Annotated in this window: 21 protein-coding genes; 9 read left to right on the forward strand and 12 right to left on the reverse strand. The window is 64.1% G+C overall.

The features are described 5' to 3' along the window. Positions 1 to 38: 38 nt before the first annotated feature. Positions 39 to 764: an SDR family NAD(P)-dependent oxidoreductase gene (locus VF34_RS20130; RefSeq protein ID WP_032400125.1), complete on the forward strand. Its 726-nt coding sequence runs from the start codon at positions 39 to 41 to the stop codon at positions 762 to 764. 19 nt (positions 765 to 783) lie between these two features. Here the strand turns inward: VF34_RS20130 and VF34_RS20135 are convergent, their stop codons facing one another. Together VF34_RS20135 and VF34_RS20140 are read right to left on the reverse strand one after the other, a co-directional pair. Beyond that, positions 784 to 1,284, reverse strand: coding sequence for a metallophosphoesterase family protein (locus VF34_RS20135; protein WP_032400177.1), 501 nt, complete (start codon positions 1,282 to 1,284; stop codon positions 784 to 786). Between the two features lie 56 nt (positions 1,285 to 1,340). Beyond that, complete coding sequence (locus tag VF34_RS20140; RefSeq protein ID WP_045842098.1) at positions 1,341 to 4,616, reverse strand: error-prone DNA polymerase; 3,276 nt, start codon at positions 4,614 to 4,616, stop codon at positions 1,341 to 1,343. 127 nt (positions 4,617 to 4,743) lie between these two features. On the opposite strand from VF34_RS20140, the gene VF34_RS20145 reads away from it, so the two are divergent. Together VF34_RS20145 and VF34_RS20150 are read left to right on the forward strand one after the other, a co-directional pair. After that, complete coding sequence (locus VF34_RS20145; protein ID WP_032374659.1) at positions 4,744 to 6,873, forward strand: MMPL family transporter; 2,130 nt, start codon at positions 4,744 to 4,746, stop codon at positions 6,871 to 6,873. 34 nt (positions 6,874 to 6,907) lie between these two features. Further along, positions 6,908 to 8,908 (forward strand): SDR family oxidoreductase, encoded by a 2,001-nt coding sequence (locus VF34_RS20150; RefSeq protein WP_032365596.1) that lies wholly within the window; start codon positions 6,908 to 6,910, stop codon positions 8,906 to 8,908. An 8-nt stretch (positions 8,909 to 8,916) separates the two neighbouring features. Here VF34_RS20150 and VF34_RS20155 read toward each other — a convergent pair whose 3' ends face one another. Then, on the reverse strand, positions 8,917 to 9,681 hold the full coding sequence (locus VF34_RS20155) for a class I SAM-dependent methyltransferase (RefSeq protein ID WP_032365597.1): 765 nt from the start codon (positions 9,679 to 9,681) through the stop codon (positions 8,917 to 8,919). A 55-nt stretch (positions 9,682 to 9,736) separates the two neighbouring features. Here VF34_RS20155 and VF34_RS20160 point away from each other — a divergent pair, with 55 nt between their 5' ends. The 3 genes from VF34_RS20160 to VF34_RS20170 all read left to right on the forward strand — a co-directional run bounded on the left by VF34_RS20160 (position 9,737) and on the right by VF34_RS20170 (position 12,853). Next, positions 9,737 to 10,696 carry an ArsR/SmtB family transcription factor gene (locus VF34_RS20160; RefSeq protein ID WP_032365676.1) on the forward strand — a complete coding sequence of 320 codons (960 nt, stop codon included), beginning with the start codon at positions 9,737 to 9,739 and terminating at the stop codon, positions 10,694 to 10,696. A 475-nt stretch (positions 10,697 to 11,171) separates the two neighbouring features. Beyond that, complete coding sequence (locus VF34_RS20165) at positions 11,172 to 12,140, forward strand: sensor histidine kinase (RefSeq protein ID WP_196249570.1); 969 nt, start codon at positions 11,172 to 11,174, stop codon at positions 12,138 to 12,140. Then, positions 12,137 to 12,853 (forward strand): response regulator, encoded by a 717-nt coding sequence (locus VF34_RS20170; protein WP_230593016.1) that lies wholly within the window; start codon positions 12,137 to 12,139, stop codon positions 12,851 to 12,853. The genes VF34_RS20165 and VF34_RS20170 overlap by 4 nt, the downstream gene beginning before the upstream one ends. Here VF34_RS20170 and VF34_RS20175 read toward each other — a convergent pair. The 5 genes from VF34_RS20175 to VF34_RS20195 form a co-directional block, all read right to left on the reverse strand. Continuing rightward, positions 12,825 to 13,205 carry a hypothetical protein gene (locus VF34_RS20175; RefSeq protein ID WP_155289595.1) on the reverse strand — a complete coding sequence of 127 codons (381 nt, stop codon included), beginning with the start codon at positions 13,203 to 13,205 and terminating at the stop codon, positions 12,825 to 12,827. The two genes, VF34_RS20170 and VF34_RS20175, sit on opposite strands and share 29 nt — an antisense overlap. Before the next feature lie 161 nt (positions 13,206 to 13,366). Continuing rightward, positions 13,367 to 13,876 carry a hypothetical protein gene (locus VF34_RS20180; RefSeq protein ID WP_032374661.1) on the reverse strand — a complete coding sequence of 170 codons (510 nt, stop codon included), beginning with the start codon at positions 13,874 to 13,876 and terminating at the stop codon, positions 13,367 to 13,369. Between the two features lie 9 nt (positions 13,877 to 13,885). Beyond that, positions 13,886 to 14,644, reverse strand: a complete 759-nt coding sequence (locus VF34_RS20185; RefSeq protein WP_032374662.1) for an alpha/beta fold hydrolase — start codon at positions 14,642 to 14,644, stop codon at positions 13,886 to 13,888. Positions 14,645 to 14,664: 20 nt separating this feature from the next. Next, positions 14,665 to 16,239 (reverse strand): DNA polymerase Y family protein, encoded by a 1,575-nt coding sequence (locus VF34_RS20190; RefSeq protein ID WP_027496378.1) that lies wholly within the window; start codon positions 16,237 to 16,239, stop codon positions 14,665 to 14,667. Then, entirely contained in the window at positions 16,236 to 17,099 is an 864-nt protein-coding gene (locus VF34_RS20195; protein ID WP_032400129.1) for a hypothetical protein, read from the reverse strand. The genes VF34_RS20190 and VF34_RS20195 overlap by 4 nt, the downstream gene beginning before the upstream one ends. Positions 17,100 to 17,304: 205 nt before the next feature. Here VF34_RS20195 and VF34_RS20205 point away from each other — a divergent pair, with 205 nt between their 5' ends. Then, a complete protein-coding gene (locus VF34_RS20205) occupies positions 17,305 to 18,525 on the forward strand; it encodes a serine/threonine-protein kinase (protein ID WP_174557273.1) in 1,221 nt (406 codons plus the stop codon). Positions 18,526 to 18,548: 23 nt separating this feature from the next. On the opposite strand, the gene VF34_RS20210 is transcribed toward VF34_RS20205, so the two are convergent. Genes VF34_RS20210 through VF34_RS20220 form a run of 3 tightly spaced genes read right to left on the reverse strand, consistent with a single transcriptional unit; the run spans position 18,549 to position 21,501 of the window. Further along, positions 18,549 to 19,556 (reverse strand): DNA polymerase III subunit beta family protein, encoded by a 1,008-nt coding sequence (locus tag VF34_RS20210; protein WP_032374665.1) that lies wholly within the window; start codon positions 19,554 to 19,556, stop codon positions 18,549 to 18,551. Positions 19,557 to 19,609: 53 nt separating this feature from the next. Next, positions 19,610 to 20,257, reverse strand: coding sequence for a response regulator (locus VF34_RS20215; RefSeq protein WP_032365604.1), 648 nt, complete (start codon positions 20,255 to 20,257; stop codon positions 19,610 to 19,612). Continuing rightward, positions 20,254 to 21,501 (reverse strand): sensor histidine kinase, encoded by a 1,248-nt coding sequence (locus VF34_RS20220; RefSeq protein WP_045842100.1) that lies wholly within the window; start codon positions 21,499 to 21,501, stop codon positions 20,254 to 20,256. Before VF34_RS20220 ends, VF34_RS20215 begins: the two co-directional genes overlap by 4 nt. 277 nt (positions 21,502 to 21,778) lie before the next feature. Here VF34_RS20220 and VF34_RS20225 point away from each other — a divergent pair, with 277 nt between their 5' ends. Then, positions 21,779 to 23,161: a PspC domain-containing protein gene (locus VF34_RS20225; protein ID WP_032374691.1), complete on the forward strand. Its 1,383-nt coding sequence runs from the start codon at positions 21,779 to 21,781 to the stop codon at positions 23,159 to 23,161. Next, positions 23,158 to 23,415 (forward strand): hypothetical protein, encoded by a 258-nt coding sequence (locus VF34_RS20230; RefSeq protein WP_032374666.1) that lies wholly within the window; start codon positions 23,158 to 23,160, stop codon positions 23,413 to 23,415. The genes VF34_RS20225 and VF34_RS20230 overlap by 4 nt, the downstream gene beginning before the upstream one ends. 5 nt (positions 23,416 to 23,420) lie before the next feature. Here VF34_RS20230 and guaA read toward each other — a convergent pair whose 3' ends face one another. Continuing rightward, the gene (guaA, locus tag VF34_RS20235) at positions 23,421 to 25,010 is read right to left on the reverse strand and encodes a glutamine-hydrolyzing GMP synthase (protein ID WP_045841988.1); all 1,590 of its coding nucleotides are present in this window, start codon (positions 25,008 to 25,010) and stop codon (positions 23,421 to 23,423) included. Positions 25,011 to 25,038 lie beyond the last annotated feature (28 nt).

A 25,038-nucleotide genomic window follows, 5' to 3' on the forward strand; every position in this document is an offset into this window, starting at 1 on the left:
TTAGCTGTCGCCGCCGAGCCGCTCGCTATTGTCGAACGATGAATGCCCCTTTGACGATCGTGACCGGCGGCAGCCGCGGAATCGGAGCCGCAGTATCTCGGCGTCTCGTGGCCGATGGGCACGACGTCGTGATCGCCTACCGCTCCGATTCTGCGGCCGCCGACGCAGTGGTGAACGAACTGTCGAGCGCCGACCGAACGGTCGTCGCGATACGTGCCGACGCCACTGACGAGCGGTCGGTGATCGATCTGTTCGCTGCTGCTGCCGAGATCGGCACTGTCACCGGATTGGTGAACAACGCCGGATCGGCGCGTGCAGTAGGGACCCTGGCGAACAACGACATCGAGACGATCAGGGCAGACTTGGACGTCAACCTGCTCGGCGTCCTGACCTGCTGCAAGTACGCCATACACGCGATGGCCGACCACGGCGGTGCCATCGTCAACATCTCCTCCGCGGCAGCCACCATCGGAAGTCCCGGTATGTACGTGCACTACGCCGCGGCCAAGGCAGCCGTCGACACCTTGACGGTCGGTCTGTCCAAAGAGCTTGCCGCGCAGAACATTCGTGTCAACGCCGTCGCGCCGGGGGTCATCGAGACCGAGTTTCACAAAGACCGTGAGCGACCACGGAAGATGGCGTCGAGCATCCCCCTCGGCCGCCCTGGAGTACCCGACGAGATCGCCGGCGCGGTGTCGTGGCTGTTGTCCGAGGATTCGCGCTACGCCACCGGAACGGTCGTCAGAGTCGCAGGCGGAATGTGACGGACACTCGGCATGCCGATCAGCGAGGCGGAAGTCGATGCAGCTCGACGTCTGTCAGCTCGCCGCCATCGGCAACGGCGGTGAGGTAGGTACAGAACGGCTGCCGACGCCGGTCCGTCGGAGATCCGGGGTTGAGCAGCCGTAGACCGTTGTCGGCCGTCGTATCCCACGGAATGTGACTGTGTCCGAACACGAGGACGTCGGTATCGGGGTATGCGGTCGCCATCCGGCGCTCGCGTCCTGTCGCGGCTCCGGTCTCGTGGACGACGGTGAAGCGCACGCCGCCGAGTACCAAGTCGGCACGTTCGGGCATGACCGCACGCAGCTCGTCGCCGTCGTTGTTTCCCCAGCAGGCGACCAGCGAACGAGATCGCTGCGAGAGTGCCTCGAACGTCGCGAGATTCACCCAATCGCCGGCATGGATCACCACATCGGCGTCGTCGACGGCGGCCCACACCTGATCGGGCAGCACTTTCGCTCGGGTGGGCAGGTGAGTGTCCGCGATGATCAGTAGCTTCACGTTTCGATTCTGCACCGGCGTCCTGCTCGATGACGCGCGGGCAGGCCGGAAGTTAATCAGCGAAAGTCTCTGGATCGGGACGCAACTCGCAGATCCATCAATTGCAGATGGTCTGCCACCACGGTCACCGCCCCCTCGGCATTCTGCACTTTGCCTCGAATAAGCAACGCCGGAGCGGTGATTGCGAGTTTGCGGTACTTCGCCCATAACCCCACCGAGCACACGACGTTGACCATGCCGGTTTCGTCTTCGAGGTTGATGAACGTGACGCCTCCCGCGGTCGCCGGACGTTGACGATGCGTCACTGCACCGCCGACGAGGACCCGGTCGCCATCGGGGATCTTCAGCAGCCGATTCGCGGGCACCACGCCGAGGGAATCCAGCCGATCCCGGAAGAACTGAGTGGGGTAGGAATTGGGTGACACTCCCGTTGCCCAGACATCGGCCGACGCCAGATCGAGGTCCGTCATACCCGGCAGCGCAGGCGCTTTCGTCGATGCGCCGACGCCGGGGAGCAGACCGGGCCGCTCCCCCGCGGCCGCTCCGGCAGCCCACAACGCCTCTCGACGAGTGATGCCGAAACACCCCAGCGCGCCGGCCGTGGCCAGTGCTTCCGCTTGCGCCACCGACAGTTCGACGCGTCCCGTCAGATCCAGAAACGAGGTGTACGGCCCGTGTGCATCTCGCGCGTCGACGATCTTCTGGGCAAGTGTCGTCCCGATGAACTTCACGTCCGCCAAACCCATGCGGATCTCGAGACCGTCTGCCTCGAGATTTGCATGACCGAGACTGGCGTTGACGTCAGCACCGTGCACGACCACGCCGTGCCGTCTGGCATCGGCCACCAGAGACTGAGGTGAGTAGAAGCCCATCGGCTGAGCACGAAGGAGACCAGCACAGAACGCCGCCGGATGGTGCAGCTTGAACCACGACGAGTAGAAGACCAACGAGGCGAAGCTCTGCGAATGGCTCTCGGGAAAGCCGAAGTTGGCGAACGCCGAGAGCTTTTCGTAGATTCGATCCGCGGCTGCACCGGTGATGCCGTGCAGATCACGCATTCCGTCGTAGAACCGTCCACGAAGCAATTCCATCTTCTCCGGAGACCGTTTCGATCCCATGGCGCGACGCAGCTGATCGGCATCGGCGGCGCTGAAGCCCGCGACGTCGATGGCCATCTGCATCAGCTGTTCCTGGAACAGCGGCACGCCGAGAGTTCGATCGAGAGCTTTCTTCAGCGACGGATGATCGAAGGTGACCGGTTCGAGTCCGTTGCGCCGCTTGACGTACGGGTGCACCGAGCCACCTTGGATGGGACCGGGACGAATCAAGGCGACCTCGACGACGAGATCGTAGAAATTACGCGGCTTGAGCCGCGGAAGAGTGGCCATCTGGGCCCGCGACTCGACCTGGAACACACCGACCGAATCGGCCCGTTGCAGCATCTCGTACACCGCATGTTCGGACAGGTCGATCGAGGCGAGGTCGATCTCGATGCCCTTGTGTTCGGCGACCAGGTCGATCATGTAATGCAGAGCCGAGAGCATCCCGAGCCCGAGCATGTCGAACTTGACCAAACCCACTGCGGCACAATCGTCTTTGTCCCATTGCAGCACACTGCGATTCTCCATCGTCGCCCATTCCACCGGGCACACGTCGGCGATCGGTCGGTCGCAGATCACCATTCCTCCCGAATGGATGCCGAGGTGACGCGGAAAGCCCTCGATCTGACGGGCGAGGTCGAGAACGGAATCGGGGATCCCGTCGCCGTCCTGATCGCCGATTCCGGACCACCGGGTGATCTGCTTGCTCCACGCGTCCTGTTGTCCCTGGGAGAACCCGAGAGCGCGGGCCATGTCTCGTACCGAGGACTTCCCGCGATAGGTGATGACGTTGGCGACCTGAGCGGCATGGGTTCGGCCGTACTTGGCGTACACATGCTGAATGGCCTCTTCCCGCCGATCCGACTCGATGTCGATGTCGATGTCGGGTGGTCCGTCGCGTTCGGGTGCGAGAAACCGCTCGAACAGCAACTTGTTGGCAACCGGATCGACGTTCGTGATTCCGATGGCGTAGCAGACGGCCGAGTTCGCCGCCGAACCTCGCCCCTGGCACAGAATGTCGTGGGTCTTGCAGAAATGAACGATGTCGTGCACCACCAGGAAGTAGCCCGGAAATTCGAGCCGCTCGATGATGTCGAGCTCGTACTCCAACTGCGAATATGCAGCCGGGTTCGCCGACTGCGGGCCGTACCGCTGGGCAGCACCCTCGAACGTGAGCCGCCGCAGGTAACTGATCTCGGTGTAACCGTCGGGCACCTCGAACGGTGGGAGACGAGGCGCAATCAGTTTCAGATCGAACGTGCATTCTCGACCCAGTTCGACGGCACCGCGCACTGCACCGGGATAGTGCTCGAACAGCTCCGCCATCTCCGCCCCCGACCGCAGATGTGCACCACCCGTCGGTGCCAGCCACCCTGCCGCCTCGTCCAGACTGCTCCGGGCACGTACCGCAGCCATCGCCATGGCCAACCTTCGGCTACGTGGACTGGCGTAGTGCGCCGCCGTGGTGGCGATCATCGGCAGACCGTACCGGCGAGCCAGGGCCGCGAGAGCGTCGTTGCGCTCGTCGTCGTCGGCAGTACCGTGCCTGGTGAGCTCGACGGTGACGCGCTCGGCCCCGAACCGATCGACCAGATCACGCAGCGCGAGATCGGCCGCCTCCGGCCCACCCCGCGAGAGCGCTTGGCGGACATGCCCTTTGCGACAACCGGTCAGGATCTGCCAGTGCCCTCCCGCCGATTCGGTGAGTTCGTCCACGTCGTACCGCGGCTCACCCTTGACTCCGCCGGCCAGATGCGCGGCCGCGATCCGACGCGACAGCCGTCGATACCCTTCCTGTCCACGAGCGAGCACCAGAAGATGCGTACCGTCGGGATCGGTCGCTCCGGCCCTGGACCGGTGGGTGTCGAGCGACAGCTCGGCACCGAACACCGTTCCGATGCCGAGGGCTCGTGCTGCCTCGGCGAAACGTACGACGCCGTAGAAGCCGTCGTGGTCGGTGATCGCAATGGATTCGAGTCCCAGACGCACCGCTTCCTCGACCATTTCCTCCGGCTGCGATGCGCCGTCGAGAAAGCTGAACGCAGAATGCGCATGCAGTTCTGCGTACGGTGTCGACGGCCCCACCGAATCGAGCCGGCGACCCTGGTAGGCGTCGCGTTTGCGCGACCACGCCGGGCTGTCGCCCCCATCGCCTTCGACGACCGGCTTGGGGCGCCCGGAGAGGACTCGCTCCATTTCCGACCAGGTGGGCGGCCCGTCGTTCCATCCCATCGAGACCACCTCCTTCACACCGTCACACACATCGTCGAACACTTGTTCTAATGAGAACACGAGGGTCCGACACGATCAACTACAGTCGAATCGCTACTCACCCCTTCCACAGAGCCGGAGCACAGTTGTGACGCGTTGGGCATCGTTCGTCGTATCGCACAAGCGATGGGTGCTCGCCGTCGTCGTCGCGGTCGTAGCCGTCGGCGGCGTGCTGGGACTGGGCGTCTTCTCGAAACTGAGCGAGGGCGGATACGCCGACGCAGGCAGCGAATCGTCACAGGTCGCGCGGCTGGTCCAGGGCATCGGCCAACCGACCCCCGACATCGTCGCGATCTACACCGCACCCGACGGACGAACGATCGACGACATCGGACCACAGGTGCAGTCGACACTCGACGAATTCCGCAGCCGCTACACCCTCGGAAACGTGAACTCCTACTGGACCGCAGACCCGGTGACCAAGGAATTCCTGGTCTCGAAAGACCGAACCAAAGCACTGGTGACGATCTCCCTCGGTGCGAAATCGGGAGTTACGTTCAACACGTTCGGTGAGCTACCTCCACAACTCGTCGTCCCCGGCATCGAGTCGCAATTCGCCGGCGCATCGGTCGTGGGAGTCTCGCTCAGCCAAACCCTCGAGCGAGACCTCGTGCGCTCGGAGATCATCGCCGTCCCCATCACACTTCTGCTTCTCGTCTTCATCTTCGGTGGCGTGATCGCCGCAGCGGTACCGGTATTCGTCGGGATTCTCAGTGTGCTCAGCTCGCTGGCAATCCTGCGGGTGCTCACCGAATTCACCGAGGTGAGCTCGTTCTCGATCAACGTCGCGTCGCTGCTCGGCCTCGGCTTGGCCATTGATTACGGACTGTTCATCGTCAGTCGATTCCGCGAGGAACTCCGCACTGGGTCGTCGTCGATGGAGGCGACCGTACGTACCGTGTCCACTGCAGGGCGCACCGTCGTCTTCTCCGGACTGCTCCTGATCTGCGCGTTCGCGGGCATGCTGGTCTTCCCGCAGGCGGTGATCCGATCCCTCGGTTTCGGTGCCATGGCCGCGGTGGCCAGCGCCGCCCTGCTGTCCCTGACCGCGGTGCCCGCCCTGCTCGCCCTTCTCGGCACTCGCATCAACTCCTGGACCTGGTCGCGTACCGCCTCGGACCGCAGCGACGCACGCGCACACAAGTTCTGGGGTGGTGTCGTCACCCGAGTGATGAAGAATCCAGGAATCGTCGCCGCCGTCATCGTCGCCGGCTTGTTGATTGTCGCCACCCCGATTCTGAAGGTCTCCCTGGGGGAGGTCGACTACACCGCACTACCGAAGAACGACCCGGCACGGGCAGCCTTCGAAACCCTCGCCACCGACTTCGAGTCCACCGGCGACGGTGCCACCGTGGTGCTGCGGAGTCTCGACGGCGTCAAGCCTCAGGGCCCGCCCGTTGCGGAACTGACCGCAGCGATGAACACCACCCCCGGCGTGGCCCGAGCCGAATTCCTCGGATCCAAGGACGATTTGGTGGCATTCCAGGCGTCCTACAGCGAACCCAGCGACGGAACGACCGAGGCTCGGTCCCAATCGAATGCGGTGACTGCCCTCCGAGCGATCACTCCACCGGACGGCACCGAAATCCTCGTCGGCGGCGGACGCGCGAACGTCGACGACGGTAATGCCGCGATAGCGAAATGGCTGCCGGTGATGATCGCGATCATGGTGATCTCGACGTTGGTCCTGCTGTTCCTGGCCTTCGGCTCGATAGTGCTGCCGATCAAAGCAGTTCTCATGGCCGGGCTGAGCCTGGCAGCGACCTTCGGAGCACTGACCTGGGTGTTCCAGGAAGGTCACGGTGCAAGCTTGCTGGGAGTGACGCCCGGTCCGCTCGAGTCGACCTTCGTCGTACTCATTCTCGCAGTCATCTTCGGCCTGTCGACCGACTACGAAGTGTTCTTGATGTCTCGGATGGTGGAAGCGCGCTCGGCAGGTGCTTCCACCGAGGAGGCCGTCATTTTCGGAGCCCAACGCACCGGACGCATCGTCACTGCCGCGGCCCTGATCCTGATCGTCGTCACCGGAGCGTTCACGATCTCGGGCCTGTCGATCATGAAGTTCCTCGGCTTCGGCGTGATTCTGGCGCTGATCATCGACGCCACCATCATCCGCATGCTGCTGGTGCCCTCCTTGGTCAAGCTCATGGGCGAAGCCAACTGGTGGGCCCCGGCGTGGATGAAGAAGGTGCACGAGAAGGCCGGTATGGGGCACTAGCCGTCAAACTTACCGAGGAGTAAGGTCGCCTCGCATGGCGAGCTACATCGTGACCGGCGGTACCGGGTTTCTGGGCAAGAACGTGCTGCCCCGACTTCTCGGACGTGATGCGGACGCCCTCGTCCATGTACTCGTTCGACCGCAATCGGTCGCTCGACTCGAGAAGCTGGCCGACGATCTGGACGGCGGCGACAGAATCCGCCCACTGATCGGCGATCTCGTCGAACCCGGGCTCGGTCTGAAAGACGTTCCGGCCGACGTCGATCACATTCTGCATCTCGGTGCCGTCTACGACCTCACGGCGGGAGACGAGCAAACCCCGACCAATGTCGCCGGAACAGCGTCGGTGGTCGAACTGGCAAAAAGGACCGGCGCTCGTCTGCACCACATCTCGTCGATCGCAGTGGCAGGTGACTACCGAGGGACGTTCTCCGAGAACGATTTCGACAAGGGGCAGAACTTTCCGACGGCGTATCACCGCACCAAGTTCGAGTCCGAGAAACTGGTTCGCGGCAGCTCCGCAGACTGGCGGGTGTACCGCCCCGCTGCCGTGGTCGGACACTCCGAGACCGGCGCGACAGACAAGATCGATGGCCCGTACTACTTCTTTCCACTGTTCGCCGAGCTGGCGAAACTGCCTCCGTTCCTGCCGATCACGGTACCCAAGATCGGACACACCAACCTGGTTCCGGTCGACTACGTCGCGGACGCCATCGTGGAACTGGTTCACCGAGACACCCCGTCCGGCAGCGTTTTTCACCTGGTGAATCCGGAGCCTCAGTCGATGGCCGAGGTGTACTCCGCATTCTCTTCGGCTGCCGGATCCCGCGCCAGAATCGTCGACATCCCAGGGAAGCTGGTTGCCCCCGTGGTGTCACCCACATCCGCAGCGGTTCGGAAACAACGCAACGCTGCGCTTCGCGATCTGGGCGTGCCGCCGGTGATGCTCGATCATCTAACTCTGCCGACCGTCTTCGAGTCCGCAACGACACAGAAAGCATTGCAGGGCAGCTCCATCGCACCGCCGCCGCTGCGGACGTACGCCGACCGCCTGTGGCAATACTGGATGGAGAATCTCGACCCCAAACGCAACCGCCGAGACGATCCACGCGGTCCGCTGTTCGGACGCCACATCGTCATCACCGGCGGGTCCTCCGGTATCGGCAGAGCCAGTGCGGAGGCCGCAGCGCGAAAAGGAGCGGTGGTCATCGTGCTCGCGCGCGGCCAAGATCAGTTGGACGAGGTCGTCGAGCAGATTCGCGCCGACGGCCATGTCGCTCATGGGTATTCGTGCGATGTCACCGACAGCGAGTCGGTCGAACGAACAGTGAAAGCAATACTGCACGACCACGGGCATGTGGACATGCTCGTCAACAGCGCGGGCCGATCCATTCGCCGCGCGCTCTACCGTTCCACCGACCGACTGCACGATTACGAACGCACCATGGCCGTCAACTACTTCGGAGCGATTCGTGTGGTGTTGGCGCTACTGCCGCACATGCGCGAACGCAGCTTCGGGCATGTGGTCAACATCTCCAGCGCTGCAGTGCTGGGGCACCCTCCTCGGTTCTCGGCGTACGTGGCGAGCAAGGCAGCACTCGACGGTTTCACCGATGTTGCTGCAGCAGAGACGCTCTCGGACGGAATCACCTACACGACCATTCACATGCCGCTGGTGGACACCCCGATGATCACCCCGACGGGCGACAAGAACGTCGGCACTGTCTTCTCACCGGAGAAGGCGGCCGCGATCGTCATCCGCGCGCTGAGCGACAAGCCGAAGCGAATCGACACCCCACTGGGAACACTCGGACAGTTCGGGGCCATCTTCAGCCCCAAGGGCAAAGATCGCACGATGCATCAGCACTACCGAAAATTCGCCGAGTCGGCCGCCGCCAAGGGCGAAACGCCGGTACCCGTCGAAGACGGGAAAGCGCCCTATCGGGTTCGGCCGTACGACCCGTCGACCCCCAGCGCGCGTATAGGCAAGGTCGTCCGCCGCATCGGCAGGTTGGTACCCGGCACCAGTTGGTGACGTGCACGTCAGGGGGCCACGGCAGTCCACAGGGTCCAGCGATCGCGTTCGATCAACTCACCTTCGGCCAGGCGAGCCCTCAGATGCTCGACCAACTCCGTAAGTTCGACGTCGGAGAGTTCGTGCAGGATCGAGCGGCCTGTTCTGCCCGCGATTTCGTCGAGGTATTCGTCACGGCCGGAGTAGCGGCGACGGGTTTCCCAGAATTGCTGCGTAGCGACATCGACGAATCCAGCTCGGGACAACGCGTCACGGACATCGTCGACGCCATGCCGTCGTCGAAGTTCGATGTCCATCAGCCGTGGAAAGGCGTCGAAAAAATAGCCGCGCGGGTTGGTTGCAGAGCCGGACAGCCCGGCGTCCTCGGCCGTGCGGTCCTGGATGATCACCGTCCCACCCGGTCGTAGAAGCCGAGCAGACTCGAGCGCCACTGTGTAGGCGTCGGGCAGATGGTGAACGAGGGCGCGAGCGAACACGATGTCGGCTTGTCCGTTGGGCAAGCCGGTGTGCTCGGCACCAGCGCAGACGAATTCGATGTCTTCGGGCGACGAGCGTCGGGCCGATTCGAGGATCGGCGGACTCGAATCGATCGCCGTCACACTCGCCCCCATAGAACGCCATGCCCGCGCATAGGTTCCGCCGCCGCACCCGAGATCGACCACGTGCGCTCCGACCGGATCGACGATACGGACGACGGCGTCGCTCCAAGAGGAGTCGGCCTCACGGTTCGAGTAGGTGTTGTTGTTGCGCGGATCACGAAAGTCGATAGGCATGTGAACGAGTACAGCGAGCCACACCGAGGGCGTCCACCATTTAGTGTGGGGCTACATGTTGGCTCTGCATCTTCGGGCCGCCGACTTGGCGGACACGTCACTGACCGTCTCGCCTCTGTTCGAGACGGTCCTGAGCCTGCGCACATGGACCGCTCCGAACCGGCACCCGCTGCACGAGCCCTGGCGACGACGCGTCCGATCGGCATGGCAGCAGTGTGACACCGAGATGCTGACGGCGCTGGTCTCTCCCGATGGGAGAATCCCGGATTTCCTCGCACCCCGACCGCCCACTCAGTCGCCGGCTTTCGACGACGAGATCGCTGTTGTCGGGGCAACACCGGCAACGGAGATGCGACGCGATATCGCGGCCGCCTTCTCCGCTGACATTCCTGCGGTCCTCGTCGGTCCGGCCCGAGAGGTGCGCACCCGTGCAGTCCATGCGCTCTCGCACTACTGGGCAACGTGCCTCGAACCCGACTGGTCCAGGATCCGAGCAGTATTGGATGGCGATCTGGACTACCGCGCGCAACAGCTTTCGCACTTCGGGGCACGAAAGATGTTCGAGCATCTCGATTCTCGTGTCCGATGGGACGATGGCGTGCTGTGGGTCGACAGGCTAGAGGACCAGGTGTGGGTCGACGTCGACGGACGTGGACTTCCTCTCATTCCGTCGGTGTTCGTGCACGGCGCGATCACGCAGACGAGCCCGACGCGAGCTCCCTCCCTGGTGTATCCGGCCCGCGGGCGAGGCGCAGTGTGGGACATGGGGCGGACAGCTCCGAACCGGGCGCTGACCAATCTTCTCGGCACCCAACGTGCAACGATTCTCACGCTGCTCGATGCGCCCACCACCACCGGGGAACTCGCTGCGGCACTGGCCGTCTCACCCAGCGCAGCGAGCCAGCATCTTCGCGTTCTGCGCGAAGCAGCGGTGGTGCGACGCGTCAGACAGGGACGATCGGTGTTGTACGTACGCACTTCGCTGGGGGACGAGCTGCTCGGGCGGAGTCGATAGACCGCCCACCGTCACGCTCGATGAATACCGATACCAGGGGAGTAAAGATCGGCCGACTTACTGTTCGCCAGTTGATCGTGAACAGTGTCGAGCGGTATTGAACAACCCCGCCTCCTGCCGAAGCAAAAAAGGTAGAGCCAGCCATACCGTGCGACCGAGCAGTGGAACCTAAAATGCTCGAGTGAGTCCATCGACGGCAGATTCAGCTCAGCACCTCCTCGGGTCGCTTCGTGCAATGCAGTACATTGCCGCTGCAGCTACGCGAACGCTGCTCGCGGTGGCCGCAACTGCCCTACTCGGTACCCCGATACTCATTGCCGCTACCAGCTCCAGGTTCGACGCCGTCAGCGTCGGTGCACTCGCGACTGCGGGGTTGGTCGCACTGGGAATCGGTCTACCGATCGTATCGGCCTTACTCGCGCGGGCTGACTCGGCGAAAGCTGTTGCGTTTAGTACCGAATCAGTGACGAGCACAGTGGAAATATCACTGTACGAGCCGAAGTCGTTGATCCGGCCACTTGCCTACAGCATCGTGATGGTCACCCTCGGTGGAGCCGTCACGGTCGCGGGGTTACTTGCAGTGACAGGGTCGATTGTGGGGTTGGCGAGCCCCTACCTCACGCTCACCGGAGACCGCGCCGTGATCGGTCCGGTAATTATCGACACCGTGACGAAAAGCGTTGTCGCGGCTACGGTCGGCTGTGTCCTGCTCGCCCTGGCTGTGCGGGCATCACCCTGCTTTGCCCGTTTCCACGCGGAACTGGTGATTCAGGTTCTGACCAGACCGGAGAACCGATTGCGGCACGATCTCAACGAAACCGCGCAATCGCGTGCACGCGTGGTCCGCGCCTTCGACGTTGAACGTCGACGCATCGAGCGGGATCTACACGATGCGGTTCAGCCGCAACTGCTATCTGTCAGTATGTCGCTGGGCCTCGCACTCGCTGAGTTACCCACAGGTACTGCGGGGCGTGAGGATGTTGTGCACGCTCAGCAGCAAGCTCGCAAGAGCCTCGATAATCTGCAACGAGTTGTTCGCAACATTCACCCTCGAGTGCTCATCGACCACGGCCTCGGTGCCGCGATCAACGAATTTGCTGACAATTTCGCCGTTCCGGTCACGGTAAAGGACCAGCTCGGCCAACGTTTACCGGCCCACATCGAAACCAATCTCTACTTCTGTGTGTCGGAGTTACTTTCGAACGTCGTCAAACACAGCTCTGCGCGTTGCGCCGACGTCCTAATGCAAATCTTGCAGCAGAATGTTCATATTACGGTTCACGACGATGGATGTGGTGGTGCCGGATATCGACATAAGCGCAACGGAGGCCTGGAGGGTATCGGCGACCGTCTCGCGGCTGTGAACGGCACTCTCGCAGTCGAATCACCGGTGGGCGGACCGACCGATATTTTCATCATGGTTCGTCGAGGGAGTTCGGAATGACATGTATGGGTGCTCCTACGTCGCGCAGCATCCGGGTAGTTCTGGCCGAAGACAACACGCTTCTGCGTGAAGGACTGCAGATGCTGTTGGAGCGCAATGGTTTCCATACCGTTGCTGCCGTCGGTTCGGCAAGCGAACTGGTGTCTGCGTGCTACCGGTACGGCCCGGACCTCGTCATCACAGACGTCAGAATGCCGCCGAACTTCGGATCTGAGGGCCTCGCTGCTGCGTTCGAGTTGCGTCAGGAGAACCCGACATTGCCGGTCGTCGTACTCAGTCAGTACATCGAACAGAGTTATGTGGCCGAGTTGCTCGACGGCGCAGGCGAGGCTGGAATCGGATATCTGCTGAAGGACAGAGTCGGCGACGTTCGGGAATTCGTCGACACCCTTCGACGCGTCGAGTCCGGCGGCACCGCCATCGATCCTGCTGTCATCACTCGGATGATCGATCGGAAGCGTGATCCTCTCGACGCACTGACTCCACGCGAACACGATGTTCTTGTCGTAGTCGCAGAAGGGCACTCGAATGCTGCCATCGCGCGAATGTTGTTCATCAGCGAAGCAGCCGTCGTCAAGCATGTGGGGAACGTAATGATGAAACTCGACATTGCACCGAACAGTGATCGAAATCGAAGAGTCGCAGCAGTTCTCGCGTATCTTCGAGCTCAGGATGAGTACCGTTCTAGTCGGTCTCCACGGGATAGCCGTTGAGGTTGACCGTGGTCCCGGCCGGAACCACGATCGAGTAGCCTCCTTCGCAATAGCCGACCATGCCTCCATCGCACGGTGTGTCCAAGTTCAGAGTGGCACCCTCTAGCGACCAGTCCGGAGTGCTCGCGTTCTTTCCGATGGTTTTGGTGCGCACAGTGACCACCACTTCCGCGATGCCCACCTGTTCCGAGGTATCGACTGGCATGTTCGCGTTGTAGTTCACGACATCCAATCGCTGGCCGGTGAGTTCGAATGTCTCGGTCCATTGCTTCGCAGTGGGCGAGCAACTCGACAGTGCCAGCACTGTAGTGATGAGGGTTGCTGCGGCGCAGGCTCGAAAAAGATTGTTCATGCCTACAGTCCACCTGTTCCTACCGCCTACCGACATAGGTCGAGAAATAGGTTCTTGGTAGACGTACATCTACCCGCAACGCGCCGTGGCCCCAGCTCGGCAATCGATAGTGATCATGTCTCTGTTCAATTGCTCGACGACGCGGCAATGCGCTCGGGGGACTATCGTCGGGGCGTCTGTGCCCACACTCGCAGAAATCCCTGACTCAGGTATGTCAATGAGCCGATGGCCAGTATCCATTTGACGGTGCTGACCACGGTGGTGGCCCGTACGACGGTGTCGGAGATCTGTTCTCGGTTGTCCACCAGTATCAGCCCGACGATGTTTTCGATGTAGTCACCGGCAGCGGAGGCCACGGGAGCGACGGCCAATGCCGTCGTTACTGCAGGGCTCAGCGGAGTCTTCGTAGCCAAGCTCCTCGCACCCGCACGCAGTGCGATGGCATAGATGGCCGGGTGGACGAAGTCGGGCAGATAATGACTGCGGAAGCGGGCGATTTCCGTCTCGTCCATGCTCGCCAGAATCTGCCGGTACCGCTGTTCGGACCAGGCCGTCTGCACGGCAAGCACTTTCGGTGCCGCGGGCCCGAGCAACCGGGCGATATTGGCCTGGGAGACGACGAACAACGCCGACCATCCCAGTAGCTTCCGATCCAGCACAGTCAGCGACATGAGAGCAGATTACTGCGTCAGAAATGGACGAACTACCGCTTCGAAGGCTAAGTAGCCATCGCGGTGGATGCTGTGTCCGGTCCTGAATGCCTCCACTCGACAGTTCGGAATGCTCGCTACCATCGCGTCGAGCCGAACCGGATCGACCATGCCGCCCGGACCTCCACGGAGTACCAACGTCGGAGCAGTGATGTCGGCCAACGACTCCCACCACCGCGGGTTCGGCCGACGGAACTGCTCGAGAGCAGTGGCGGTCATCGATCGATCGAACGCGAGTACCGCACGGGGATGCAGAACAACGCTGGTCGCCGCATGCCAGAGTTCGGTGACCGACGGCATCCGGCCGGTCAGGGTCGGCGGGGCGTCCCCGGGCCTGATCGGTATCGGAAGTTCTTCGAGAACCAGGCGTCGGACGAGAGACGGGCGACGCTGCGCCACGAGCGAGACCGCGTATCCACCGAGTGAATGCCCGACGAGATCGACTTCGGTGAGCCCGAGGTGATCGATCAGGGCGAGGAGATCACCGCCGAACATGTCGAACTCGTACGTGGGCGTGTGGGCACTTTTGCCGTGCCCTCGGAGGTCGACGGTGATCACCCGGCGACCGTGCGCGGTCAGAGCCCGAGCGAAGCGATCCCAGGTTCCGCTGTCTCCGCCCATGCCGTGCACCAGCATCACTGGCTCCGCACTCGTGTGTTCCTGCGGCGCGAACGAGCGATACGCGATGTCGACGCCATCGAGGTCGACCGTCTCGGACATCATCTGCATTTCCCCGACGGTAGCGGTTCCTACTCGTAGATTCCTTCCACCCGCCACAGACCGTCGTCGAACACCAGCAGCAACGCCCTCTCGTCGTCGAGCACCACCTGTGCCCGCGCCGTCGGCCCCGTCGATCCTTGCCCGCTGTCCCACCACCGTTCGTCGACGGGCCACGGCCCGGCCAGGCCCGTCAACTCCCATTCCTTGGTCCCCCACCGCAATCTCTTGGGTGGCGCATCGAACACACCGCGGTCGGTGACGCCGATTCCCGAACCCGCCCGATTCATCAGCGTCACTGCCGGGCGTGTCTCGATCACCGCCGCCGGTGCCGGCTCGGGTAGTCGGCCAGGCCACGGGGCCGATGGATCGGACAGCGGCACCAGCTCGTCCCCCAGTGGACGCAACGTGATCCGCTCGGCCGGCCCGCGTCCACCGCTGAGAACACCCCCGAGCACCGATTCGCCGCCGAGCAGACCCTGAACGCGTACCAACGCCCGACGCGCCCTGTCGTCCTCGTCACCGACACTGCCCCACAAACCCAGCTGCAACTCCCCCGCTGCCACCACTTCGATCGGCTCGAGGCGCAGGACGGTGATCGCCGACGTCGGCTTGTTCTCGCTGCGTCCGGTGATCCAGCCGTCGAGTTGCCACCGCACGCGATCGGCCGTGCCCTCCGGCGTCAACGGCTCGGCGCACCGCCAGATTCGCGACAGATTCTCACCGTTGCCGGTACTGGCGTGCACCAGCAACCGAGTGCACGCAACAGCAGCCGCGGCGAGCTTGGTGTGCAGCTGCTCGGCCAATGCGCGCCCGGCGAACGCGGCTGCATCCACCCGATCGATCGGCGGATCGCACAGATACTCCACATCCAGGTCGGGAGGCAGAGCACGGGCAGACGGCGGCCTTTCGGGCTCACCGCGGGCACTGCGATGCGCCAGTACGGCATCGGTACCGAATCGCGATGCCACATCCGACGGAGACAGGGCAGCGAAGTCCCCGATTCTGCGTAAACCCAAGCGGTGCAACAGATCCACCAGTTCACCACGATCGGCCGCGGCCATACTGGGCTCCGCCGAGAGTTCGGCGATCGGTAACGGCGAAAGAAACCCGGCACCACCGCCGCGCGGCACCACCTGTGCGTACCGCGCGGCGACGACTGCGGTGGACAACTCGTCGGCAATCCCGATCTGACATTCGACACCGGCAGCCGACGCTTCGTCGATCAACCGCTCCGCGGCGCGATGCTCGGTACCGAAGTACCGTCCGACACCACGCGCTGCAAGAACCAACAGGCCCGGCCGCAGCACTTCGACGCCGGGGGCAATGGCCGCGACAGCCGAGACCACGGGCTCGAACAGGCGTGCATCACGATCGGTATCGGCAACGGCCACATGCACGTCGGGGCACCGCGCCTGCGCCTCCCGGCGACGTAGGCCACGCTTGATGCCCGACGCCCGTGCCGTGGCCGAGCAGGCGACGACCCGGTTGGCCGACGTGACGACCACCGGATGCGTCGCCGGTAGATCGGCCTGAGCTGCTGCGGCGACGGCAGGCCAGTCGGGACACCACAGCGCCAGAACACGGTTGGACTGGCCGGTACTCATGTCGAGACCGCGATCGACAACGGATTCGACTCCTGCTGTTCGGCATGCCATTCGATGCGGCCGTTCTCCGCACGCAAGTCGAATCGAACCGTACGAGGACGCATCGCTTTACCCCGCGCGCACACCGACAATCGAACCCCGCGCAGCCGGCCACGCCCCAGCTCACGGCCTGTGCCGAGGCCGTCGTAACCGTGCACCGACGCGTCGAGTCGTAGCTCGGCTCCGTCCCAGTGCCCGTCGGTCACCACCAACGTCGACCCCTTGCTGCGGGCGCGCGCCACTACTGCCCTGGCCCGAGTCGGTGGTACCGACAGGCCGCCGAGACCGAGGACGACGAGATCGACGCCGTCGAGCAGGATCGCCGCCACTTCCACCGGGTCGGGGCCGGGATCGGGAATCAGAGCCAACTTGCTCAGTTGCGCGCCCATCTCCACCGCAGCCAGCAGCCCGAAGCGGGGCTGACCTATGACGGCGACATGGCCACCGGCACCGGTCACCGCGGCCACCAACCCGATCAACAACGAACCGGCACCGGACACCGAGGCCACCGTTCCGCGCACCAGACCACCGTGCGGAAGAACCTCCATCAGCGCCGACGGCACCGGAAGAACAGGCCGCCTACGGGTCGGTATCGACACCTGCTCCGAGCCGTTGACGACGTCGGAATCGGGGTCGGAATCGGGGTCGGTAGGGCGGGGACGAACGGAAGCAGAACTCTCGATGCGCACCGAGGCCGTTTCACCGCGAGACGGTACGGCAGCCATCCGACTGCGTAGCAGCGCCACCCGCTCGGGAAGCGACAACCCGTCGAGCGCATCCGGCGGTACGGAAGCCTGTGCTGCAGCCTCGGAAACAGACATGTCACTCCCCTTCACTGCATGAAAAATCGAGCCGAAACACCGGTGTTCGACGGACGCGGGAAGTGACGTATTCGAACACAATTTCGATCTGCACCCAGTAAAGCCGTTCGGACGGCAACTCGTCAAGGCGATGCCGTAGCCCCTGGTAGAGGCGGTAGTACCGCTGCTGCGGGCACACCGCGGCATCGTCCACTAACCTGTGGACGTGACCGATCAGCAGCGTGTTCGACGGGGAGTCGGGCCCGACTACCTCCTCGCCGGCAGATACCGTCTCGCCGGCAAGCTCGGCGGTGGCGGCATGGGCGCGGTCTGGCTCGCCACCGACACCCTTCTGCACCGGCAGGTGGCCGTCAAACAGGTCACCTCCACCACCCGATTGACCCCGGAACAGGCAGTGGACGTGCGCAACCGGGCCATGCGCGAAGGACGGATCGCGGCCCGCCTGTCGAGCCCACACGCCATCGCGATGCACGACGTCGCTCTCGTCGACGGCGAGCCGTGGTTGATCATGGAATACCTGTCCTCACGCAGCCTCGCGCAGGCGCTCGGCGTCACCGACTCACTACCACCGTTCGAAGTCGCTCAGATCGGTGCGCAGATCGCCGACGCCCTGACCGAAGCACACGACGCCGGAATCGTGCATCGCGACATCAAGCCGGGCAACATTCTGATCGCCGACCGCGGCAAGGATCTGGGCATCGTCAAGATCAGCGATTTCGGCATCTCTCGAGCCAAGGGTGACGTGGAGGAAGCCGACGACAGCGTCATCACCGGCACCCCCGCATACTTCGCCCCCGAGGTCGCCCGCGGCCAGGACCCCACTGCGGCCAGCGATGTGTTCTCCCTCGGTGCCACGTTGTACACCGCAATGGAAGGTGCGCCGCCCTTCGGCATCGATCACGATTCGATTGCGCTCCTGCACCGAGTTGCCAAGGGGCAGATCATCTCTCCCACTCGCAGCGGAGACCTCACCGGCCCACTACTGCACATGCTCGAGCCCGATCCAGCTCGACGCCCCACCATGGCGCAGGCCCGTGACGAGATCATTCTTGCCGCAATAAGCAAGCGCGGCACTATCTCTCAGTTGCGCGGAGTACCTCTGACCTCAGCGGACGGCGTCGTCCCCGCCTGGGCGAGACGGTCGACTCCCGTCTCGGAATCTCGTCGACCGTCCCGAGAATTCGGACGCACCATCGCCGGTCTGCCCGCCGTGCAACCGGGAGAAAGCCGAACGGATCCGACTCCCTCCTCGTACTCACCGCCGCCGTTCGACCTGCCGAAGAAGAGAAAGAACCCGGTCCAGGACGCACTCATGCGCATCGAGGACGTCATCGGCGACCGGACGTCCATCCCGGCAACGGCCGTCCTCGGCGGACTCGTCGTGGTCGTGATTCTTCTGATCCTGGCCGTCGTCCTGTTGCTGTAACAACTCCCGCACACTCCGTCCGTTCAGCCGAGAACCGGCATCACCAACGTCGTCAGAGCGCCGTCGACCGCGGAACGCACCAGCATCGGTTGATCCGGTGCAGCGATATCGAGCATCAGATCCGGTCCGACGGCCGATGCAACGGCGGCCTGCAGAACGGCCGCATCGAAGAACACAACGCTCTGTGAACCGGTCACCCGTGCAGGAACCGGAACACCATCGACCGAGAAACCGTCGGGCCCGGCCTCGATACGCAGGGTACTGCCGTCGACGGGAACGAAATCTCGTTGCAGCACAACCCTCGTCACGGTCGGAGCCAGACCGTCCATCATCGTGCGCCAGTCGGGGAATTCACCGTCGACCGTGTTCACCGGCACCCGAGAACCGTCGGAGTCGATCACCATCGACTCCTCGGTTCGCGTCAGCACGAGGGTGCCCGACGCGGGGACGGCCTCGAGAGATCCGACGGCTACGATTCGCGACCACGGTAATCCGGGCGAGCACTGCGCGACGAGACTGCGCGTGGACAATCGATACCGATCCGTCGCGGTGAGGGTGACACTGCTTCCGTCCACCTCGATCAGTACGCCCTGCAGTACCGGAAATTCTTCGCTCGTCCCGGCCGCCGACGAGACCTGCGCCATCGCCGAGGCCAAATCCTCGGCTGATACCGTTGCCGTGCAGTCTTTCTGGTCGAACAGTCGGCGAATCGACACTGCTGCCTCGGCTGCCGCCCGCGCCTGTGCAGCCAGAGCTTCGACGTGTCGATCCACGATTTCGATGGCGGCAGTTCCATCGCCGTCGAGGGCAGCGGCAACCTTGTCGAGTGGCAGCCCGATCTCGCGCAGCTGGCGAATGATGTTCGCCCGCTGCGATTGTGCGCGGGTGTAGTAGCGATAACCCGATTGTGCATCGATGGACGCCGGGGCCAGCAAGCCGCAATCGTCGTAGAACCGCAGCGCGCTGGGGGTCAGCCCGCTCTCGCGCGCGAACACACCGATGGTCAGGAATTCTTCGTCCGAATCAGTCATGCCGAAATCCTGAAGCTTCCCGTCGGTCGAAGGTCAAGCCCAACGCAGACGGCCTAATCGATTCGACGCTTGTGCGCCCACCGCGTCAGTGCATTCCTGTTCGATTGCTGGGTCTTCCGAAGAACATTGGACGCGTGCGTTTCGACGGTTTTGACCGAGATGAACAGATCCTCGGCGATCTCCCGATACGTGTAGCCGCGCGCCAGCAACCTCAGCACTTCGAGTTCACGGGGCGTCAACGAATCCAATTCCGGATCCAACGGCGGCTCGGGCGCTGCGCTGCGGCCGGTGAACGAGTCGAGGACGAAGCCGGCAAGACGCGGGCTGAACACCGCGTCTCCCCCGGCTACGCGTCGGACGGAATCGGCCAGTTCCGAGCCGGAGATGGTCTTGGTGACATACCCCCTCGCGCCGGCCCGGATGACGGCGATGACGTCCTCCGCTGCGTCGGACACGCTGAGCGCCAAGCACACCGGGCCCTCGGCGATTCGGTTGAGCACGGCCACGCCACCACCGTCGGGCATGTGCACGTCCAGCAGCACCACGTCGGGCTTGGTGGAATCGATCCCCGACACCGCCTCGGCGACTCCGCCTGCTTCCCCGACGACGTCGATGTCCACCTCACGGCCCAGTTCGGCGCGTACTCCCGAGCGAAACACCGCGTGGTCGTCGACCAGAAAAACGCGGAAAGGGTCGGTCACGTCGGCTGCTCCTGATGGTTGGATTCGGATTCGGTGGTCACTGCCCCGCCGTTGCGTGGCATGAAGATTCGTACTTCGGTTCCCTTACCGACTGTGGACCGCACCTGTACGGAACCGCCGCGGCGTTCGATTCGTCCACGGATGGACTTGGCCAGTCCCTGTCGGTCCTCGGGCACCGCAGACTCGTCGAAACCCGTACCGCGGTCGCGGACGAACACACTGACCTGCTCGGGTTCGGTTTCGGCGAACAGATCGATGTTGGTCTCACCGGAATGCTTGGCCGCGTTGACCAGAGCTTCACGAGTGGCCCCCAGCAGCGCGGTGAAGCTCTCGCGCGACAGCCCCGATTCGACGTCGTCCGGCAACAGATGCACGTCCCCGACCGTGATGGGACGGACCGTCACGCCGTGTTGATCCTCGACCTCGCCGGAGATGGTCTTGAGCGCATCGGCCAAGCTCGAATTGTCTGTGTCGCCGCCGTCGAACAACCACTTGCGCAGTTCTCGCTCCTGCCCACGCGCCAGCCGCATGACCTCCTGCGGCCGATCCGCCTGCTTCTGAATGAGCGCCAGCGTCTGCAGCACCGAATCGTGCAGATGCGACGCAATCTCTTCACGCTCGTCGTTTCGGATACGCGCCGATCGCTCGGCCCCGAGCGCACGCCAGGTCCGCAACCAGATCGGCACCGTCAACAGACCGACTCCGACGAGGGTGACCACCACCGCCAACAGGGACGACCGAAGCGACGCGAGATCGACGCGGGCCAACACCACCACGGCCAGGCCCAGGACGATCAACGTCGCGCCGCCGACGACACGAGCCCAGCTGAGCACGGTCGGTTGCTTGGGCAGCCCCAGCGCCGTCCGCGGCCCCTCGGCATCGAATTCTCGCCACACCAGGGCAGCACCGACGACGACCACGACGACCGGCACGACAACCGATGCCGCAGTACCACTGAGCAACCAGGCCAGCCCGACGGCGAGTCCGAGGCCGATGGCGGCCAGTCCCAATGCTCGTTGCCGCTCGGTAGCGCTCGGGCGTGCCGTGTCGTCACCGACCGGGGTGAACATCCAAATCAGGCCGTACGCAACGATCCCTGCACCGGCTGACGCCGCGAGCAACGCGAACGCCACCCGGATCTTGAACACGTCGACACCCAGATGATCGGCGAGTCCGCCCGCGACGCCGCCGACGATACGACCGCCGCCGCGGCGCCGATACGGTGCGGGGGCCGACCGTTCCAACGCTGCACGAGAAGCCGAACCCGACGCAACGACAGGGTGCGGCGGGAGCGGACGGGTCGACGGCGCAGCACCGGGCGCGGCGGACGCGCCGACGGCGGCGTCAACGGCTGGATTGTCGACAGGGTGCACGCCCACGATCCTGGCACGGCCGAGGGCGGTACCGCATCAGGGTTCGCCCTGATCTTTCGGCCTGCAACAGACCCGGGTGCAAGTCCGGGGTACGAGATCAGGGGAATCCCTGATGTGTTCCGAGGTTCGAGCCGACACGATGGTCATCATGAACAACGTGACCGTCTCGGATCAGCTACAGCAGATGTGGCGCACCCGTCCGCACCGCTTGCCGCAACGCGGACACGTGGCGGGTGTAGCAGCCGGTATCGGCTACCGATACGACGTCGACCCCGTACTGATCCGGGTCGCATTCGTCGTGTCCACCCTCTTCGGCGGCACCGGAATCGTGCTGTACCTCGCGGCCTGGCTGGTCCTCAGCCGCGCCGGCGACTCCGCCTCGGGGGTCGAATCCATGGTGGGCCGCGGGCACAGCTCCGATTCGACGACGAAGACCGTCGTCGTGGCGGTCGCGTTGGTGATCGCACTGTCGACACTCGGTCCGGCCGGTGTGGGACTCGGCGGATCCGGCGTGATCTCTCTCGCGGCGATGCTCGGCGGACTGTGGTTGCTTCACCAGCGCTGCCCCGAGCCGCCGCCGTACCTGCGAACAGCGGAATTCACCCGGCAGCAGTACGCACCGACCCCGTTCGGCTCGTCCACCACCTCCGCGGAGCAGTGGTCCGCCGCGCAATACCGGCCGCCGCAGTTCCAGTACGAGCAGTACACCCCGTACACGACGCTGCCCAAGAGCTACGAGCCGACACCGCAGCCGGTATCGGAATCCGGTAGTGCACCGACCGTCGACCTCACCAAGAGCACACGTGCCGAAAGTATTTCTGCCACTGCCGTTCCGACCACACCCCAGGCCGTGACACCTCCGTCGTGGGACCCGTTGGGAGTGGCACCGTTTGCGTGGGACCTCCCCGAACCGGCCGGCACCTTCCCACCGGCAGCGATCGAACGTAAGCGTCGATCGCGTTGGACGGCAAGCTTTCTCGGCCTAGCATTGCTCGGCGCTGCCGTCACCACCGGACTCGGAGCTCTGACAGGTTCCGACTGGATCACTCCGGGCCGCGTCGGTGCCGTCGCGTTGTCGATCATCGCAGTGGGTCTGATCCTGGGTGCATTTCTCCGAAAGGGCTACGGCCTGTTGGTCGTCGGCGCGCCGCTGGCCGGGTTCGTCATCCTGGCATCGGTTGTCGGGCCGGTGAATCTGGACGACAGTGTGTCGGGCGCGCAACGGGTTGCCCCGCTCACCGCCGCCGCACTTGCCCCCGCCTATGACGTCGGCTTCGGTGAACTGGACCTCGACCTCACCGGCCTGACACTCACCCAGAACAAGACTGTGGCGATCGATGTGACGTTCGGCAGTGCCGTGGTGACCGTACCGAGCACGATGAGCATCGAGACGAAATGCAACGCCGAATTCGGTTCGGCCGAGTGCGGTGATCCCGGCGTCCGCGCTGGAAAGGACGCACGACCCGACGCGCCGGTCTTGACGATCGAAGGCGATGCGACATTCGGAGAACTGAAAGTGGTGCAGCAATGAGCGACAACGGGATTCACACCGAATACGGCCACGGAGACAGTTCTTCGGACACCGCGGCACAGAGTTCGAGCAGGCAGGGCCCATCGGCTCCGTTGTTCCTCGCCGGACTCGCCGCGCTGATCGTGGCGATCGCCGCGCTGATCGGCCAGGACGCCGTCACCGCCCTGGCCGAGATTCAGTTCCGCTGGGTGTTCGTCATCGCTGCGGTCGTGGTGGGCGCGGCCTTACTGCTGGGTCCCAGCAGAAAGCACTGAACCCGCTACTCCCACTCGATGGTGCCCGGCGGCTTGCTCGTGACGTCGAGTACGACTCGGTTGACCTCCGGAACCTCGTTGGTCACCCGAGTCGAAATCGTTTCCAGCACGTCGTCCGGCAACCGGGTCCAGTCCGCGGTCATCGCATCCTCGCTCGACACCGGACGCAACACGATGGGGTGGCCGTAGGTCCGACCGTCTCCCTGCACGCCGACGCTGCGCACGTCGGCCAACAGCACCACCGGGCACTGCCAGATCTGCTGATCCAGGCCCGCGACCGTAAGCTCTTCTCGGACAATCGAATCCGCGTGACGCAACGTGGCCAGTCGGTCCGCGGTGATCTCGCCGACGATGCGAATGGCCAGTCCCGGTCCCGGGAACGGTTGTCTGCCGACGATGTCCTCGGGCAGGCCCAGCTCGCGTCCGACGGCGCGCACCTCGTCCTTGAACAGCGCCCGCAACGGCTCGACCAACGCGAACTGCAGGTCGTCGGGCAGTCCGCCGACGTTGTGATGGCTCTTGATGTTCGCGGTACCCGAACCGCCACCGGACTCCACGACGTCCGGGTACAGGGTGCCCTGCACCAGGAACTCGACGGAATCACCGTGCTCGGCGTTCTCGCCCAGCACCTCGGCAACGGCACCCTCGAAACTGCGAATGAACTCGCGGCCGATGATCTTGCGCTTCTCCTCGGGGTCCGACACCCCTTCGAGCGCGCCGAGGAAGGTGTCGACGGCATCGACGGTGACGAGCTTGGCACCGGTCGCGGCTACGAAGTCCTGCTGCACCTGCTCCCGCTCGCCTGCGCGCAGCAAGCCGTGGTCGACGAAGACACAGGTGAGCCGATCACCGATCGCACGCTGCACCAGCGCCGCGGCCACCGCGGAATCGACACCACCGGACAGGCCGCAGATCGCCTTACCCGTCGGACCGACCTGTTCCTGGACGGCGTCGACCAGCGCGTCGGCGATGTTCGCGGCGGTCCAGTCCGGCTTGATTCCGGCGGTCTCGTGCAGGAATCGGCTCAGGACCTGCTGTCCGTGTGGTGAGTGGAGTACCTCGGGGTGGTACTGCACACCCGCCATCCGCTTCTCTTCGTTCTCGAAGGCAGCAACCGGAGCACCGGCACTGGTCGCGGTGACGGTGAAGCCGTCGGGAGCAGCGGTGACCGCGTCACCGTGACTCATCCAGACCGGCTGGGTGGAAGGCAGACCGTCGTGCAGGCGGCCGCCGTCGACGCTGAGCTGAGTACGCCCGTACTCACGTGTTCCGGTGTGCTCGACGGTTCCGCCGAGCGCCTGCGCCATGGCCTGGAAGCCGTAGCAGATACCGAAGACCGGGACGCCCAGTTCGAGCAGGGCGGAGTCGAGTTCGGGTGCACCCTCGGCGTAGACGCTGGACGGCCCTCCGGACAGCACCAGAGCAACGGGATCCTTGGCGGCGATCTCCTCGGCGGTCGCGGTGTGCGAGATGACCTCGGAGTACACGCTGGCCTCGCGCACCCGGCGGGCGATCAGCTGTGCGTACTGGGCTCCGAAATCGACGACCAGAACCGGCCGTGCGTGTGCGGGATCGTGTGCAGAGGAGTCGGTCACCTGGTCAGTCTAGTGGGACGGCTTCGGT

The organism is Rhodococcus sp. PML026, from assembly GCF_000963615.1.
Taxonomy (GTDB): domain Bacteria; phylum Actinomycetota; class Actinomycetes; order Mycobacteriales; family Mycobacteriaceae; genus Rhodococcoides; species Rhodococcoides fascians.